Consider the following 15,398-nt stretch of genomic DNA (forward strand, 5'->3'; position numbering starts at 1 on the left):
CATGGCCAGTAGCTCTCCGTCGATCGAGTTACCGGTCGGTGACCGCATCGTCCGCATCTCCAACCCCGAGCGTGTGTACTTCCCCGAAAGCGGAGCCACCAAGCTGGATTTGGTGAACTACTACCTGAGCGTGGGCGACGGCATCGTGCGGGCGCTTCGGGAGCGCCCGTGCATGATGCATCGCTTTCCCAAGGGACTGGCCGGTGACAAGGTGCACCAGAAGCGGGTGCCGAACGGCGCGCCGCCGTGGCTCGAGACCGTGCAGGTGACGTTTCCCCGCTACAACCGCACCGCGGACGAGCTGTGCGTGACCGAACTGGCGCACGTGGCCTGGGCGGTGCAGATGTCGACCGTGGAGTTCCATCCGTGGAACAGCCGCCGCGCCGACGTCGAGATGCCCGACGAGTGGCGCATCGACCTCGATCCGATGCCCGACTGTTCCTTCGACCGGGTCCGACGCGTGGCCGGGGTGGTTCAGGAGGTGCTGGGAGATCTGGGGGCCGTCGGCTGGCCGAAGACCTCCGGTGGGCACGGTCTGCACATCTACGTTCGGATCGACCCGGCCTACGGCTTCAAGGACTTGCGAAGGGCTGCACTGGCTTTCGCGCGCGAGGTCGAGCGCCGCGCACCCGAGGACGTGACGACGACGTGGTGGCGCAAGGACCGCGACCCGTCGAAACTGTTCGTCGACTACAACCAGAACGCCCGCGATCACACCATCGCCAGCGCGTATTCGGTGCGCGGGAATCAGCAGGCGACGGTGTCGACGCCGATTTCGTGGGACGAGGTTGCCGACGTCGATCCGCGCGAGTTCACGATGTTCACGGTGCCGGCCAGATTCGCCGAGTTGGGGGACCTGCACGCGGGCATCGACGATGCGGTGTTCGCGATCGACGAGCTACTCGAGTGGGCGGAGCGCGACGAGCACGAGGGTTTGACGGAGCCCGAGGAGTAGCCGAACTCGAAGTTGTGGACGGAAATCGGCGGAAATCCGTCCATAACTTCGAGTTCGGCGGCAAAAATCAGTCGGTGCCGGACTCGATGGCGGCGTGGTCGAGTGCCGAGGAGTCCACGGAACCGTCGGGGCCGCTGGCGGCGATGGCGTCGGCACCGCCTGCGGGCAGTTCGCCGATGAGCTCGCCCCAGGCCGTGAGCTGGTTCTGCGCGGCGTACTGCTCGAGCTTGCTGCGTGAATCGGCGATGTCGAGGTTGCGCATCGTGAGTTGACCGATGCGGTCGCCGGGGAAGAACGCCTGGCCCTGGCTGCGTTCCATGGACAGCTTCTCGGGGTGGTAGCTGAAGTTGCTGCCCTGGGTGTCGACGATCGTGAAGTCCTGGCCGCGGCGCAGTCGCAGTGTCACGCTGCCGCTGACGACGTTGCCGACCCACCGCTGCAGGCCCTCGCGCAGCATCAGTGCCTGCGGATCGAACCAGCGTCCCTCGTACAGCAGACGGCCGAGTCGACGGCCTTCGTTGTGGTACGAGGCGACGGTGTCCTCGTTGTGGATGGCGTTGACGAGGCGCTCGTAGGTGATGTGCAGCAGTGCCATTCCTGGAGCCTCGTAGATGCCGCGGCTCTTGGCTTCGATGATGCGGTTCTCGATCTGATCGCTCATGCCGAGGCCGTGGCGTCCACCGATGGCGTTGGCTTCCATGACGAGGTCGACGGGGCTGTCGAAGCTCTTGCCGTTGATCCGGACCGGTCGACCCCGCTCGAACTCGACGGTGACCTCCTCGGGCGCGATGTCCACCTCGGGGTCCCAGAACCGAACGCCCATGATGGGGCTGACGATCTCGAGTGACGTGTCGAGGTATTCGAGCTTCTTCGCCTCGTGGGTGGCGCCCCAGATGTTGGCGTCGGTGGAGTAGGCCTTCTCTGCCGAGTCACGGTAGGGGAGCGTGCGCTGGGTGAGCCACTGCGACATCTCGTGCCGACCGCCGAGCTCGGCGACGAACGCCTCGTCGAGCCAGGGCTTGTAGATCCGCAGCTGCGGGTTGGCGAGCAGGCCGTAACGGTAGAACCGCTCGATGTCGTTGCCCTTGTACGTCGATCCGTCGCCCCAGATCGAGACGCCGTCCTCGGCCATCGCGCGCACCAGCATGGTTCCGGTGACTGCGCGGCCGAGCGGGGTGGTGTTGAAGTACGTCTGCAGTGACGAGCGAATGTGGAACGCGCCGCAGGTCAGTGCCGCCAAACCCTCCTCGACGAGCGGCTCACGGCAGTCGATGAGCCGCGCCTGCTCGGCCCCGTAGGCCAGGCCGCGCTCGGGCACATCGGACAGGTCCGGCTCGTCGTACTGGCCGATGTCGGCCGTGTACGCGTAGGGGATCGCCCCGTGCTCGCGCATCCACGCGACAGCCACCGAGGTGTCGAGACCGCCGGAGAATGCAATGCCGATTCGTTCGCCGACCGGGAGAGAGTTCAATACCTTCGTCACGGCAAGCAGCCTAGTAGTACTACCGATCGGCCCGATCGGCGAGCGACTCCACGGCACCCCGGACTGCATCGAGATGCGCGGTCATGGCGCGGGCTGCGGCGTCGTACTCGCCCGATCGGATGCCGTCGACGATGGCGTCGTGTTCGACGTTGGACTGTTGCTGCCGATGTGCGACGAGGTTGAGGGTCTCCGATTGCCGCGTCAGGGCATCCCGGATGTCGACGATGATCGCCTCGAACACGCGATTCTTGCTCGCCCGCGCGATCGCGGTGTGGAACTGCGCGTCCAGCAGAACCCAGGCCTCGTGGTCGTCCTCCGAACGCATTTCGTCCGCCAGGCCGGCGAGCACCGCCAACTCTTCGTCGGTGCGTCGCTCTGCGGCCCAGCCGGCGGCGGGAATCTCCACGTGCGGGCGGGCCTCCATGAGTTCGCGGGCCGCGTAGTTGCCGATGTCGAGGTCGTTGCCGACGCGGTCGCGAATCACGAACGTGCCGAGACCGGTCTTGGTCTCGGTGAGGCCGAGGGCATGGCAGGAGCGCAGTGCCTCGCGGATGACGGAGCGGCTGACGCTGTGCCGAGCGGCAAGGGCCGCCTCGGACGGCAACTTCTGGCCGACGGGGAGCTCGCCCGACGCGATGGCCGCGCGCAGGTCTGCGAACACCGCCTCGGCCGCGCTCATCCGGGCATTCGTGGGCGCACTGACTGCCCAGCTGTCCGACAGGTTCATGACGTGATCCTAGCGTGGGGTTGACCGATGAGGTGTTCTGCGCCACACTCTACCTGTCAGACAGCCGGACAGCTGGACACCCTCACCTAGGAGCGCACCGTGGCCGATACCCGCATCGAGAAGGATCTTCTCGGGGAACGCGAAATCCCGAACAGCGTGTATTGGGGAATCCACACCCTGCGCGCCCTCGAGAACTTCCCCATCACCGGGCGTCCGATCTCCACCAATGCGCACCTCGTTCGCGGTCTCGCGGCAGTGAAGTGGGCCGCCGCGTCGGCCAATCAGGATCTCGGAATTCTCGACGCCACCCGCGGGGAAGCGATCCGTACGGCGTGTCAGGAAATTCTCGACGGTCAGTGGCACGAGGAGTTCGTCGTCGACGTCATCCAGGGTGGCGCGGGCACCTCGACCAACATGAACGCCAACGAGGTCATCGCCAACCGCGCCCTGGAAATTCTCGGGCACCCGCACGGCGACTACAGCATGCTGCACCCCAACGAGCACGTGAACGCGTCGCAGTCCACCAACGACGTGTACCCGACGTCGGTCAACATCGCGACCGTCTTCGCCGTCCACGAGCTGATCGCCTCGATGAAGGTGTTGCGAGACTCGTTCGGCCGCAAGGCAACCGAGTTCGCCACCGTCGTCAAGATGGGCCGCACGCAGCTGCAGGATGCAGTGCCGATGACCCTCGGCCAGGAGTTCGGTACCTACGCGGTCATGATCGACGAGGACTGCTCGCGACTCGAGGAAGCGGCACTGCTGGTGCACGAGATCAACCTCGGAGCCACCGCCATCGGCACCGGACTGAACGCTCCCGCCGGCTACACCGAATCGGCCGTCGCACATCTGCGGACCATCACCGGCCTGCCTCTGGTGACCGCGACGGATCTGATCGAGGCAACGCAGGACGTCGGTCAGTTCGTGCACCTGTCCGGCGTTCTCAAGCGGGTCGCGGTGAAGCTGTCGAAGATCTGCAACGACCTCCGGCTGTTGTCCTCCGGGCCACGCGCGGGCTTCAACGAGATCAATCTGCCTCCGATGCAGGCGGGTTCGTCGATCATGCCCGGCAAGGTCAACCCCGTCATCCCCGAGGTACTCAATCAGGTTGCCTACGAGGTGATCGGTCACGACGTCACCATCACCATGGCGGCAGAGGCGGGACAGTTGCAGCTCAACGCATTCGAGCCGATCATCGTCAAGTCCCTGTCCGACGGTATGGCGCACCTGAGCGCCGCATGCCGAACCGTCGCGCATCGGTGTGTCGACGGCATCACCGCCAACGTCGACCTGCTGCGTGAGCGCGTGGAGAACTCCATCGGCCTGATCACCGCGCTGAGCCCGTATCTCGGATACGTGGAATCGACTGCTATTGCCCAGGAGGCGTTGGTCAGTGGTCGAAACGTGGTCGACCTCGTACTCGAGAAGGGTCTGTTGGCCCGGGACGAGCTGGACCGACTCCTGAGCCCCGAGCACCTCGCGAATCTGCGGGTGGCTCCCACCGAGCATTCCGTTGCTCCCGAGACGTCGACGAGGTAACGCGATGAGTACAGAGAACCGGAGTGTCGACACCGCCAAGGCCTTCAGTGAAGAAGACCTGGGCTACCGAAAAGAGCTGGCCCCTCGCCAGATCCAGATGATCGCCATCGGCGGCGCGATCGGCACCGGACTGTTCATGGGCGCGGGCGGGCGACTGCGCGACGCCGGACCTGCCCTGGTTCTGGTGTACGCGCTGTGCGGATTCTTCGCATTCCTGATTCTGCGCGCACTGGGTGAGCTGGTGATGCACCGCCCGTCGTCGGGATCCTTCGTCTCGTATTCGCGCGAATTCTTCGGCGAGAAAGTCGCTTTCGCGGCCGGCTGGCTGTACTGGATGAACTGGGCGATGACAGCGGTGGTCGACGTGACGGCCGTGGCGCTCTACATGAACTTCTTCAAGAAATACTGGGCTCCACTCGGCAACGTCGATCAATGGGTCTTCGCGCTCGCAGGCCTGGTGCTCGTGCTCGGGCTGAACCTGGTGTCGGTCAAGGTGTTCGGAGAGCTGGAGTTCTGGTTCGCGCTCATCAAAGTCGTCGCACTGGTGACTTTCTTGGCCATCGGCACCTATTACGTCATCTTCGGCACTCCCATCGACGGACAAGAGCCGGGTCTGAGCGTGCTCACCGACAACGGCGGGCTGATTCCCAACGGACTGCTGCCTGCCATCGTGGTGATCCAGGGAGTGGTGTTCGCCTACGCCTCGATCGAGCTGGTCGGCACGGCGGCCGGTGAGACGCAGAATCCCGAGAAGGTGATACCGAAGGCGATCAACACCGTCATCATCCGTATCGTCGTGTTCTACGTCGGCTCGGTGCTGCTGCTGTCACTGCTGTTGCCGTACACCGCCTATCGAGCCGGTGAGAGTCCGTTCGTGACGTTCTTCGGAGCGATAGACGTCGAAGGCGCGGACGCGATCATGAACCTCGTCGTCCTCACCGCAGCGTTGTCCTCCCTCAATGCCGGGCTGTACTCGACCGGACGCATCCTGCATTCGATGGCGGTCGCCGGCTCGGCCCCCTCGTTCGCCGCGCGGATGAACAAGTCGGGTGTGCCGTACGGCGGCATCGCACTGACGTCGGTGGTGACGCTGCTCGGCGTCGTGCTCAACGCCGTGGTTCCGGCGCAGGCATTCGAGATCGTGCTGAACCTTGCCGCTCTGGGCATCATCAGCGCCTGGGCCGTCATCGTGGCGTGTCAGTTGAAGTTCTGGTCGCTGTCGAGAACCGGTGCGGTCACCCGACCTGCGTTCAAGCTCTTCGGTGCCCCGTACACCGGATACGCAACGCTAGGCTTCCTGGCGTGTGTACTCGTGCTGATGGCCTTCGACAAACCGGTCGGTACCTGGACGGTGGCGTCGATCCTGCTCATCGCGCCGATGCTCGTCGGAGGATGGTTTCTGTGCCGCAAGCGAATTCGAGAGATGGCGGCGCGCAGTGACTGAGGAGTGGAGCCTGCAGGAACGACCGGAGAGCGCCGAGCATGTCGCCTTGTTGACCACAGGCGGCACGATTGCCAGCAGTCGCGACGAGCACGGTGTCTCTCGTCCGGTCGCCGGCATCGGGGTCGATGTCGACGGTGTTCGGGTGCACGAGGTGATGTCGAAGGACAGCTCGGCGTTGGACTTCGCCGATCTCGACACCATTCGCACTGCGGTCGCGGACGCGCTGGCCGAGGACGGATGCGCCGGAGTGGTGGTGTTGCACGGCACCGACACCATGGAGGAGTCGGCGCTCTACGTCGATCTGTTCCACGACGACGAACGTCCGGTGGTCTTCACCGGTGCACAGCGCACGGCCGATCATCCCGATCCGGACGGCCCGAGCAACATCGCCGCGGCGGTGGCGGCCGCGCAGTCCGAGCCCGGTGTTCTGATCGCGTTCGGCGGTCGTTTGCTGCCGGCGCGCGGCGCGATCAAGAAGCACACCACCGAACTCGATGCCTTTCGGTCGGCGGCGCTGCCTCGGCCGAAACCCCTGCAGTGGAAGCCCATTGCCGGGATTCGCGTCGACATCGTCGCCCTCTATCCCGGGGCCGACGGACTGCAGATCGACACGTGCCGCGAGGCCGGGGCGTCGGGCATCGTGCTCGAGGCGACGGGTTCGGGCAACACCAACGCCCGCGTCGTCCATGCGGTGAAGGAGGCAGTGGCCGCCGGGGTGCACGTGGTGGTCACGACGCGGGTTCCGTTCGGCGAGACCTCGCCGACGTACGGCGGCGGTGGGGGTGGCCACGATCTCCTCGATGCGGGTGCGGTGTTCTCCCGCGAACTGCGGGCGGGGCAGGCGCGGATCCAGTTGGCGGCGCTGATTGCCACCGGAGCGAGTGACGTGGTTGTCCACAATTCCTTCGCGTGAGCGGAAACCCGCCCACGGAACCGAAAAGGGGACACTCAGCACACCACAGCCGAGCTACAGCTCCGACTCGCCCCAACTCGCGACGTGTAGCTCGTCCCCGACGGTCACCGTGCCGTCCTGCACCACCGAGAACTTCGACCCGAAAGCGACGCCCTTCTGCCGACCGCGGCGGTAGTCGCCGAGCGTGCGCAGCGGTTCCGGACCGGTGCGCACACCGGTGGACTGCTCGACCGTGGTGACGGCGCAGCGGATGGCGAGTTTGGTGTAGGCCAATCGCGCCCCGCCGATGGTCACGTCCCGCACCTCGTCTTCCCGGTGCGGGGAGTCCCAGCCGTCGACGACGATGTTGGGCCGGAAGCGATCCATCGGCAGCGGGACGTCGAGGCGTGAATTGAGCCCGGCCAAGGTGGCGGTCGAGATGATGTGCACCGCAGAGCTGTCGGCGAATTGTGCTGATCCTGGCCGGATTCCGTCGGTGACGCGGTCGAGGTCGCGCGGTGCGGCGACGAGGCGTGAGGGTTCTCCGATGACGTCGGTGAGCCAGTCGGCGACGTCGTCGCCCTGATCGATCCCGCGCATCGGGCTGCGGAACATCGTGATGTCTCGCGCCTCGGAATCGCGGTCCACCGACACGGTCACCGATCCGGACGTGTCGTGCTCGAGCGTCAACGTTCCGTCGCCCACCGAACAGCGGACGACCGCGAGCACGGGGTCGGTGCGTTGACTGCGGAATGCGCCGTCCGCATCGACGATCATGAACGATCGATCGTGTTCGAGGCCGGTGGCACTCACCTGGGCCGCATCGAGCACGGCACCGGCACATCCTTTGACGGGGTAGGTCACCAGAGACGACACGCGCACCCGTCGAGGATACTGGGATCCATGACTCGTGCTCTGTTGGTAGTGGATGTGCAGAACGACTTCACCGAAGGCGGCGCGCTTGCGGTGACCGGCGGCGCGGAAGTCGCGCGCAGGATCAGCGCGTACCTCGCGCGCCACGGGGACGAGTACGACCTCGTGGTCTCCTCGCGAGATTGGCACGACGCCGAGGGCGACAACGGCGGACACTTCGCCACCGACGCCGCCCCGGACTTCGTCACCACGTGGCCGGTGCACTGCGTCGCGGGCACCGTCGGAGCCGAGTATCACCCCGATTACGCGACCGGTTCGGTGGACGTCCACGTCTACAAGGGGCAGGGCAAACCGTCGTACTCGGCATTCGAGGGTGTCACCGACGACGGGACGTCCCTCGCCGAGATACTCACCGCCAACGAGGTCACCGACATCGACGTCGTCGGGCTTGCGACCGACTACTGCGTTCTGGCGTCGGCGAAAGACGCTGTGGCCGAGAAGCTCGACGTCCGTGTTCTCACCGACCTCGTCGCGGGAGTTGCGCCGGAGTCGTCGGCCGCTGCCCTCGACGATCTGCGGGCGTCCGGCGCCGTGGTGGTCTAACTGTCGATCGTCGTGGTGATGGATGTGACCGACGGTGCCGCCGGGGTGCTGCCGAATCCGAAGGTCACCGGGGGAGTGACCGGGGTCAGTGATCCGAGGTCCTCGCCCTGCCACGAGGCCTGCACGTCGGTGACGCGGTGTTGGTGCCTGGCACCGTAGTACTCACGTCGGCCCCCGCCCGCGCTGCCGCGGGTGCGGACTCCGCGCAGTATCACTCGGGCGATGGGATCGCTGATCGCGCAGAACCACGGTGCTGTCGACACCACGTCGGGGACGAGGCTCAGCGCGCGGCCGAGCACGGTGGGTCCGGCAACGCGGATTCTCACGGACAGGTCACCCGCTGTCACCGACCGCCAACCATCCTGCTGAGCGGTGAATGTCACCGGTACGAGTTCGGTGGCGTCGAAGGTGTATGTGGCGGTGACGAATTCCCGAACGTCCTCGTCGGGCGCGACGAGCAGGCGTCTGCCGTCCGCGAATTGGATCATGACGTCGGTGAATTCGCCCAGCGGCGATCGCGTCCAATGCCCGACGACGATGCGCACGCCGGACGTTGTGCCTACCCCGTAGATCTCACCGTGAAACCGTGATCTGGTCATCATGCACTCTCACTCGTCGGCACTGTGCGCGCCCAAACTGTGCGGTGCATAGTGGAGGTCATGGCGTCCTCGCAACCCACTGTATTCGTCCTTTTCGGCGCAACCGGAGACCTCGCGAAGCGAATGGTCCTGCCGTCGTTCTACCAACTCCATCTCGAAGGCCTGCTCCCGGAGAAATGGGTTCTGATCGGCAACGGCCGCAAGGACACCTCCGACGACGAGTTCCGCGATCACGTACGCAGCGTCCTCGACGAGTTCGCCGAGAATGTGGCCGAGGATGATTGGACGACGTTCTCCGAGCGAATCCGCTTCGCGGGCAACGGCTTCACCGTCGACGATCCCGGTAAGTTGCCCGAGGTCGTCGTCGACGCGAAGAAGGACGTCGGCGACGACGCCCAGCTGGTGCACTACATCGCTCTGCCGCCGAGCACCTTCGTCGACTACACGAAGGCCTTGGGAGCACACGATCTGGCCGACGGCTCCCGGGTGGTCTACGAAAAGCCCTTCGGTACCTCGCAGAGCAACTTCGAGGAACTCGACAAGGCCGTGCACGAGGTGGTCGAGGAAAACCAGGTCTATCGCATCGATCACTTCCTCGGCAAGGAGGCGACGCAGAACCTCCATGTGCTGCGGTTCGCGAACGGCATGATCAGCGGAATCTGGAACTCCGAACACGTCGCGCAGGTACAGATCGACGTCCCCGAGACGCTCGACATCGACGACCGCGCCGAGTTCTACGACGCCACCGGTGCCGTGTTGGACATGCTCGTCACCCATCTGTTCCAGGTTGCCGCGGAGGTCGCGATGGAGCCGCCCGCATCGCTGAAGGCCGAGGATCTGCAATCGGCGCGTGAGACCGTGATCGGGCAGTTCCGGCCGCTGGACACCGGCGAGGTGGTTCTCGGTCAGTACGACGGCTACCGCGATGTCGAGGGCGTCGCCGACGATTCGAAGGTCGACACGTTCGTCGCGGCGAAGTTGTGGGTCGACACCGACCGGTGGCGCGGAGTCCCGTTTCTGCTCCGCACCGGAAAGATGTTGGGCGTGAGCCAGCAGCGCGTGTCGTTGGTGTTCGGTAAACCGGCCGACAGTCCGCTCACCGGACTGCCCGAGGACGGCACTGTGCTCTCGTTCGACCTCTCGGGTGACGGCAGCATCGACATCGCCATGACGGTCAAGGAACCGGGCCCGGATTTCGATCTGTCGGTGGGGCATCTGGCGCTGCCGCTGAAGTCGGTGCCCGACGCCGAGCCGCTGAGCCCGTACGCGCGCTTGATCCTCGATGTGCTCAGTGGAGACCGGTCGTTGTTCACCAGGCCGGACGGTCTGGCGCACGTCTGGGACGTCGCCGCCCCGTTGCTGAGCAACCCGCCCGAGGTGAAGAGCTACTCGCCCGGTTCGATGGGACCCGCCGAGGCCGACGAGCTCGCCGAACCGTGCGGCTGGTTGATCACCGGACAGGAGTAGTTCGCGCGCAACCGCGCGGAAGTTTTTTCCGGCAACAAACGGGGAGCGGGACTTTTTCGGGCAAACGGCGGATCGGACAGAACGGGCGCGTTATATTTCTGCCGCCCGGTCCAATCTTCAACCAGGCCTCGTCGTTTCTCCGAAAGGTGCTCACTCCATGCTTCTCGATCTCATCACCGGTCTGCTCGGCGGCGGCACCGAAGGCGGCGGCCTCGGCGGAATCATCACCGACGGCATCGCTGCAGGCATCTCCGACGCGATCACCGAGCTCTTCACCGGAAGCGCCGAAGGACTCTCCAGCGTCGCCGAGTAGTCGGCCGCGGGGCCCCGGACCTGTTGTCGAGGTCCGGGGCTTCGTCGCGTTCGGGCTTCATCGGAGCGGCATCAACATCAACGCCGCGAGGTAGATCAGCACGACGGTGCCGCCGGTCAGGACTGCGCCGGCAACGGTCGCGAGTCGGACGATGTTGACGTCCCAGCCGAAATATTCGGCAACTCCGCCGCATACACCTCCCATCATCTTCTGCGAACTCGACCTGGTGAACTCTCTGGGGGAACCGCTCTCGAATGTCATGCTGAAAAGTCTGCATCAGCAACACCTTTCGGCGCATCGGGGATTTCACCCATATAGACCCCGACAAACGAACGGTCCGAAATCGGCGCTCGAACAAGATCGTCGACTTTTCCGGGCAGACCCCTGGACCTACCGCTGTGACGGCCGATACGGTCGCACGAGATCGGCGAGTTCACGAGCAGGCACTACCCGGTTCGTCCCCCTTGCGGACCGGGTAGCGCCTGCGGTGAAACCGGATGCATCGGGTGTTCACCGAACCGACATGGATCGGTCACCGATGAGCACTAACTTTCGGCCCATGACCGACAACGATCTCCGCAACGGGACGGCTGCGCGTACCAACCTGAGCGACCTGCTCGACATCACGACAGCCGTGGATCTTGCCGACACGTCGGGCTTCACCGTCGACGACTCCGATGACGACGATCCGGTACTGCTGACCGTCCCCGACGGCCACGTCGTCGACACCTGGCGCGAGAACTACCCGTACGACGAGCGTATGACGCGTGCCGAGTACGAACTGGAGAAGCGTCTTCTGCAGATCGAACTCCTCAAGCTGCAGATGTGGACCAAGGAGACCGGGCGACGGCACGTCATCATCTTCGAGGGCCGAGATGCCGCCGGTAAGGGCGGCACGATCAAGCGATTCATGGAACACCTCAACCCGCGCGGTGCCAGCGTGGTCGCGCTGGAGAAGCCGTCGGCTCGTGAGTCGACCGAGTGGTACTTTCAGCGCTACATCGCACATCTGCCCGCGGCCGGGGAGATCGTCATGTTCGACAGGTCCTGGTACAACCGGGCGGGCGTCGAGCGGGTCATGGGGTTCTGCACCGACGAGCAGCATGCTCAGTTCGTTCGGCAGGCACCGCTGTTCGAGCAGATGCTCGTCGACGAGGGCATCAGCTTGACCAAGTTCTGGTTCTCGGTGTCGCAGCACGAGCAGCGCACCCGCTTCGCCATCCGGCAGGTCGACCCGGTGCGGCAATGGAAGCTCTCGCCCATGGACCTTGCCTCGCTGGACAAGTGGGATGCCTACACCGCGGCGAAGGAGGAGAACTTCCGTGCCACCGACACCGATGTCGCGCCGTGGACGGTCGTCAAGAGCAACGACAAGAAGCGGGCTCGGATCAACGCCATGCGCTTCGTGCTCAACAAATTCGACTACGCGAACAAGGATTCCGAAATAGTCGGTGAAACAGACCCTCTGCTCGTGGGGCGCGCGAAAGACGTGATCGGCGAGTAGTTTTGCCGCGTAATATGGTGCAATATCCGGTAAGTCGTTGCGGTAGTGGATCTTCGATGTCTCGAGTTGGTACCGGGCTATGCACCGTCATCGTCGGTGCGGTAGGAACGAACGAGGTCGTATTGCCTACGGCTGTCCTTGCACACGAGTAACAGGAGTTCTCATGGGTTCAGCAGCGCAGTTCATCTCCGACATCGCCACCGGCGTCTACGACGGCATCGTCGACGCGATCGTCGATCAGATCGTCGGCGTGCTGACGTCGGGTAGCGCGGCGTAGTTCGTCCGTGTCGACCGTGGCCGTGACCGTTCGTCGGGGGCGGCCACGGTCGGTACCGTCACCGTTTTGTGACACCGCACCAAGATTTTCGACTTTTACTGTTGTTTCCGTGTACAAACCGAGACCGACTGCGGTACAAATCTTCTTGCAGAGATCATCGCGTGACATCCGTCACAGGCGATCTGCACACCCCCTCGAAGAAGGAGTATTTCGCATGTCCGCTGAACTCGGTGACCTCCTCGCAATTTTCCTCCAGCTCTTCTCGGGAATCAGCTCCTCCTCGGACTGACCGACCGCCGCGCCGTTGGGCCTGCGGCCCAACGGCTGCACGGATCTCTACGTCCGATGAACTCGTGACGGTTCGCGATGCTGTCTCGGCATCGAATCCCCCTCTCTCGAAGGAGTTTTCATGGAGTTGCTCGCAATCCTGCTGCAGTTGCTCGCTCTCGGTAGCTCGGAAGGTAGCGGCTCGGCCGTCGAAATCCCCGGCCTGCCCTCCTGACTCATGACTTCCTGATTCACGGCTTCGAGCCGGGTCCGCATCGTCGGGCCCGGCTCTCGTCGTTCGACGTGCATTCGTTGGAGATGTCATTCGTTCGACCGAAAAGATCTGCACCACTCGATGATTGGCCGGCGATCCGGTGAACACGAGCCCTGGGGGGATGCATGGTTGCACCCGTCATAGGGTGAGCCGATGCAGACGGTTCCGATTCAGATGCCCGACGGTTCGACCGTGCCGGTGTCACTGTTCCCCGGTGAGGGCCGTGACGATGCACCCGTGATCGTCGTTCTTCCCGGCCTCGGCATTCCCGGTGGCTACTACCGGCTGTTCGCCGAGGCTCTCGTCGCGCGCGGTTTCCATGCTGCGATCGGCGATCTCCGGGGTCAGGGGGACAGCGTGCCGAAGCCGAGTTCGGCGAGTCGCTACGGCTACCAGGAACTGGTTTCGGTCGACTTCCCGGCGATATTCGAGGTGGTTCGCGAGCAGTTCCCGGAAGCGACGCCGTTCCTGCTCGGCCACAGCATGGGCGGCCAGCTCGGTGCGATGTACGCCGCCCGCATCAGGGGCAGGCTCGGCGGACTGATCCTGGTGGCGTCGGGTTCGCCCTACCACCGCGGATTCGGCACCACCCGCGGCGTCCCGCTGTACGTGGGTGCCGCAGCGATGGCGATCACCAGCAGCATCGCCGGGTTCTGGCCGGGAGATCGGATCGGTATCGGCGGGTTCGGCCGTCAGTCGAGGGTTCTGATCGACGACTGGTCCCGGTTCGCGCGGACCGGGACAATCGAACCGGCGGGAGCGGACATGGACTACGAGGAACGGATGGGCCGTCTGACGCTTCCGGTGCTCGCAGTCACCATCGAAGGCGACGACCTCGCACCCCGTGGCTCGATGGACAACCTCGTACGCAAGCTTGCCCGTGCCGAAGTCACCTCGGTGCACGTCGACGAGCCACTCGGACACAACGGGTGGATCCGTAGCCCCACGGCGGTCGCCGACCTCGTGGCGGAGTGGATGCATCGCTGACGGGTTCGGATCCGAACTGGGTAATCCACAGGTTTTCGTACGTTTGCACATGCTTCTGGTTCGTTTTGGTGTACAAAGTCTTTGAACCAACAATTGTGTGAACGACGATAGCGAGCACGACTATGAGCGGCCTGGGGGATTCTGTTCGTCGAATCGGTGGTGGGGAGCAGTTTCTCCGATCGAGGGCGCTACGCAGAGTGGTCGTCGTATGCGTGGTGGCCTGCGCCGCGGCGGTGGCGCACCCGCTCGCCTCCGCGACCCCGGCCGAGGAGACGTCCGGTCCGACGGAGTCGTACGTGGTGCGCACCGAGGTGACCGACGACGTCGCCATGACGGCATTCGTTCACTCGGCCGCGATGGACCGGACGATCCCACTGAAGATTCTGCGATCTCCCGATCGGACGGCTCCGAGCCCCACGCTGTACCTGCTCAACGGCGCGGGCGGCGGACTCGACGGAATGGACTGGTACACCCAGACCGATGTCGTGTCGTTCTTCGCCGACAAGAACGTCAATGTGGTGACCCCGGTCGGAGGGGCCTACTCCTACTACACCGACTGGCAGCAGGACGATCCGAGGCTCGGGCGCAACAAGTGGGAAACCTTCCTGACCGCCGAACTCCCACCGCTCGTCGACGATCTGCTCGATACCAACGGCCGCAACGCAATTGCCGGTATCTCGATGGCCGCGACCTCGGTCCTGAACCTGGCCGCTCACCACCAGGGGCTCTACCGTGCCGTCGGTTCCTACAGCGGATGCGCGTCGACCACCGACGCGTTGGGCCGGGCTTACGTCAAGACGGTCGTGTCCATGGCGCTCGGCGCGAACGTCACGAACATGTGGGGGCCGGACGATCATCAGGACTGGGTACGCAACGATGCGGTGATCAATGCCGAAAAGTTGCGTGGCACAGCGCTGTACATCTCGAACGGCAGCGGGCTGGCGGGAGCATCGGACACCCTCGACGGTACGAACCCCAACGGAACCGGCTTCGTGTTGCTCAACCAGATGGTCGTGGGCGGTGCCATCGAGGTGGCAACCGGAGACTGCACTCGCAGGTTGAAGACGGCCCTCGAGCAGCTCGACATCCCGGCCCACTTCGAGTTGCGTGACCGCGGCACCCACTCGTGGGGTTACTGGCAGAACGATCTGCACGATTCCTGGCCGATGTTCGAGGACGCTCTCGCTGCCTGAC

At 64.6% G+C, this 15,398-nt stretch carries 15 protein-coding genes; 10 read left to right on the forward strand and 5 right to left on the reverse strand.

Annotation, left to right across the window (positions count from 1 at the left end; translation table 11 throughout):
- Position 1: 1 nt before the first annotated feature.
- Positions 2-955 carry a non-homologous end-joining DNA ligase gene (ligD, locus tag CH306_RS13040; RefSeq protein WP_045198788.1) on the forward strand — a complete coding sequence of 318 codons (954 nt, stop codon included), beginning with the start codon at positions 2-4 and terminating at the stop codon, positions 953-955.
- A gap of 67 nt (positions 956-1,022) precedes the next feature.
- On the opposite strand, the gene argG is transcribed toward ligD, so the two are convergent.
- Both argG and CH306_RS13050 read right to left on the reverse strand, forming a co-directional pair.
- Positions 1,023-2,438 carry an argininosuccinate synthase gene (argG, locus tag CH306_RS13045; protein ID WP_045198790.1) on the reverse strand — a complete coding sequence of 472 codons (1,416 nt, stop codon included), beginning with the start codon at positions 2,436-2,438 and terminating at the stop codon, positions 1,023-1,025.
- Positions 2,439-2,457: 19 nt separating this feature from the next.
- Complete coding sequence (locus CH306_RS13050) at positions 2,458-3,165, reverse strand: FadR/GntR family transcriptional regulator (RefSeq protein WP_045198792.1); 708 nt, start codon at positions 3,163-3,165, stop codon at positions 2,458-2,460.
- A gap of 99 nt (positions 3,166-3,264) precedes the next feature.
- Between CH306_RS13050 and aspA the strand changes: the two genes are divergently transcribed.
- The 3 genes from aspA to CH306_RS13065 are packed head-to-tail and all read left to right on the forward strand — an operon-like array spanning position 3,265 to position 7,061.
- Complete coding sequence (gene aspA, locus CH306_RS13055) at positions 3,265-4,704, forward strand: aspartate ammonia-lyase (RefSeq protein WP_032393800.1); 1,440 nt, start codon at positions 3,265-3,267, stop codon at positions 4,702-4,704.
- 4 nt (positions 4,705-4,708) lie between these two features.
- Entirely contained in the window at positions 4,709-6,148 is a 1,440-nt protein-coding gene (locus tag CH306_RS13060; protein ID WP_094646818.1) for an amino acid permease, read from the forward strand.
- Positions 6,141-7,061 carry an asparaginase gene (locus tag CH306_RS13065; protein WP_230596608.1) on the forward strand — a complete coding sequence of 307 codons (921 nt, stop codon included), beginning with the start codon at positions 6,141-6,143 and terminating at the stop codon, positions 7,059-7,061. Before CH306_RS13060 ends, CH306_RS13065 begins: the two co-directional genes overlap by 8 nt.
- Positions 7,062-7,115: 54 nt before the next feature.
- On the opposite strand, the gene CH306_RS13070 is transcribed toward CH306_RS13065, so the two are convergent.
- Positions 7,116-7,922: an MOSC domain-containing protein gene (locus CH306_RS13070; RefSeq protein ID WP_094646819.1), complete on the reverse strand. Its 807-nt coding sequence runs from the start codon at positions 7,920-7,922 to the stop codon at positions 7,116-7,118.
- 21 nt (positions 7,923-7,943) lie between these two features.
- Between CH306_RS13070 and CH306_RS13075 the strand changes: the two genes are divergently transcribed.
- Entirely contained in the window at positions 7,944-8,516 is a 573-nt protein-coding gene (locus tag CH306_RS13075) for an isochorismatase family protein (RefSeq protein WP_045198798.1), read from the forward strand.
- On the opposite strand, the gene CH306_RS13080 is transcribed toward CH306_RS13075, so the two are convergent.
- The gene (locus tag CH306_RS13080) at positions 8,513-9,115 is read right to left on the reverse strand and encodes a hypothetical protein (RefSeq protein WP_032394139.1); all 603 of its coding nucleotides are present in this window, start codon (positions 9,113-9,115) and stop codon (positions 8,513-8,515) included. The two genes, CH306_RS13075 and CH306_RS13080, sit on opposite strands and share 4 nt — an antisense overlap.
- Before the next feature lie 60 nt (positions 9,116-9,175).
- On the opposite strand from CH306_RS13080, the gene CH306_RS13085 reads away from it, so the two are divergent.
- Together CH306_RS13085 and CH306_RS29055 are read left to right on the forward strand one after the other, a co-directional pair.
- Positions 9,176-10,582, forward strand: a complete 1,407-nt coding sequence (locus tag CH306_RS13085) for a glucose-6-phosphate dehydrogenase (protein WP_094646884.1) — start codon at positions 9,176-9,178, stop codon at positions 10,580-10,582.
- A 157-nt stretch (positions 10,583-10,739) separates the two neighbouring features.
- Entirely contained in the window at positions 10,740-10,895 is a 156-nt protein-coding gene (locus tag CH306_RS29055) for a hypothetical protein (protein WP_155290781.1), read from the forward strand.
- A 57-nt stretch (positions 10,896-10,952) separates the two neighbouring features.
- Here CH306_RS29055 and CH306_RS13090 read toward each other — a convergent pair whose 3' ends face one another.
- A complete protein-coding gene (locus tag CH306_RS13090) occupies positions 10,953-11,156 on the reverse strand; it encodes a PspC domain-containing protein (RefSeq protein WP_032393804.1) in 204 nt (67 codons plus the stop codon).
- A gap of 298 nt (positions 11,157-11,454) precedes the next feature.
- Between CH306_RS13090 and ppk2 the strand changes: the two genes are divergently transcribed.
- The 3 genes from ppk2 to CH306_RS13105 all read left to right on the forward strand — a co-directional run bounded on the left by ppk2 (position 11,455) and on the right by CH306_RS13105 (position 15,397).
- The gene (gene ppk2 / locus CH306_RS13095; protein ID WP_032393805.1) at positions 11,455-12,399 is read left to right on the forward strand and encodes a polyphosphate kinase 2; all 945 of its coding nucleotides are present in this window, start codon (positions 11,455-11,457) and stop codon (positions 12,397-12,399) included.
- Positions 12,400-13,370: 971 nt separating this feature from the next.
- The gene (locus CH306_RS13100; RefSeq protein ID WP_032393806.1) at positions 13,371-14,204 is read left to right on the forward strand and encodes an alpha/beta hydrolase family protein; all 834 of its coding nucleotides are present in this window, start codon (positions 13,371-13,373) and stop codon (positions 14,202-14,204) included.
- Between the two features lie 122 nt (positions 14,205-14,326).
- Positions 14,327-15,397 carry an alpha/beta hydrolase gene (locus tag CH306_RS13105; RefSeq protein ID WP_256981149.1) on the forward strand — a complete coding sequence of 357 codons (1,071 nt, stop codon included), beginning with the start codon at positions 14,327-14,329 and terminating at the stop codon, positions 15,395-15,397.
- Position 15,398: the final 1 nt, after the last annotated feature.

Origin of the sequence: Rhodococcus sp. 15-725-2-2b (genome assembly GCF_002259075.1) — a bacterium.
Lineage (GTDB): Bacteria > Actinomycetota > Actinomycetes > Mycobacteriales > Mycobacteriaceae > Rhodococcoides.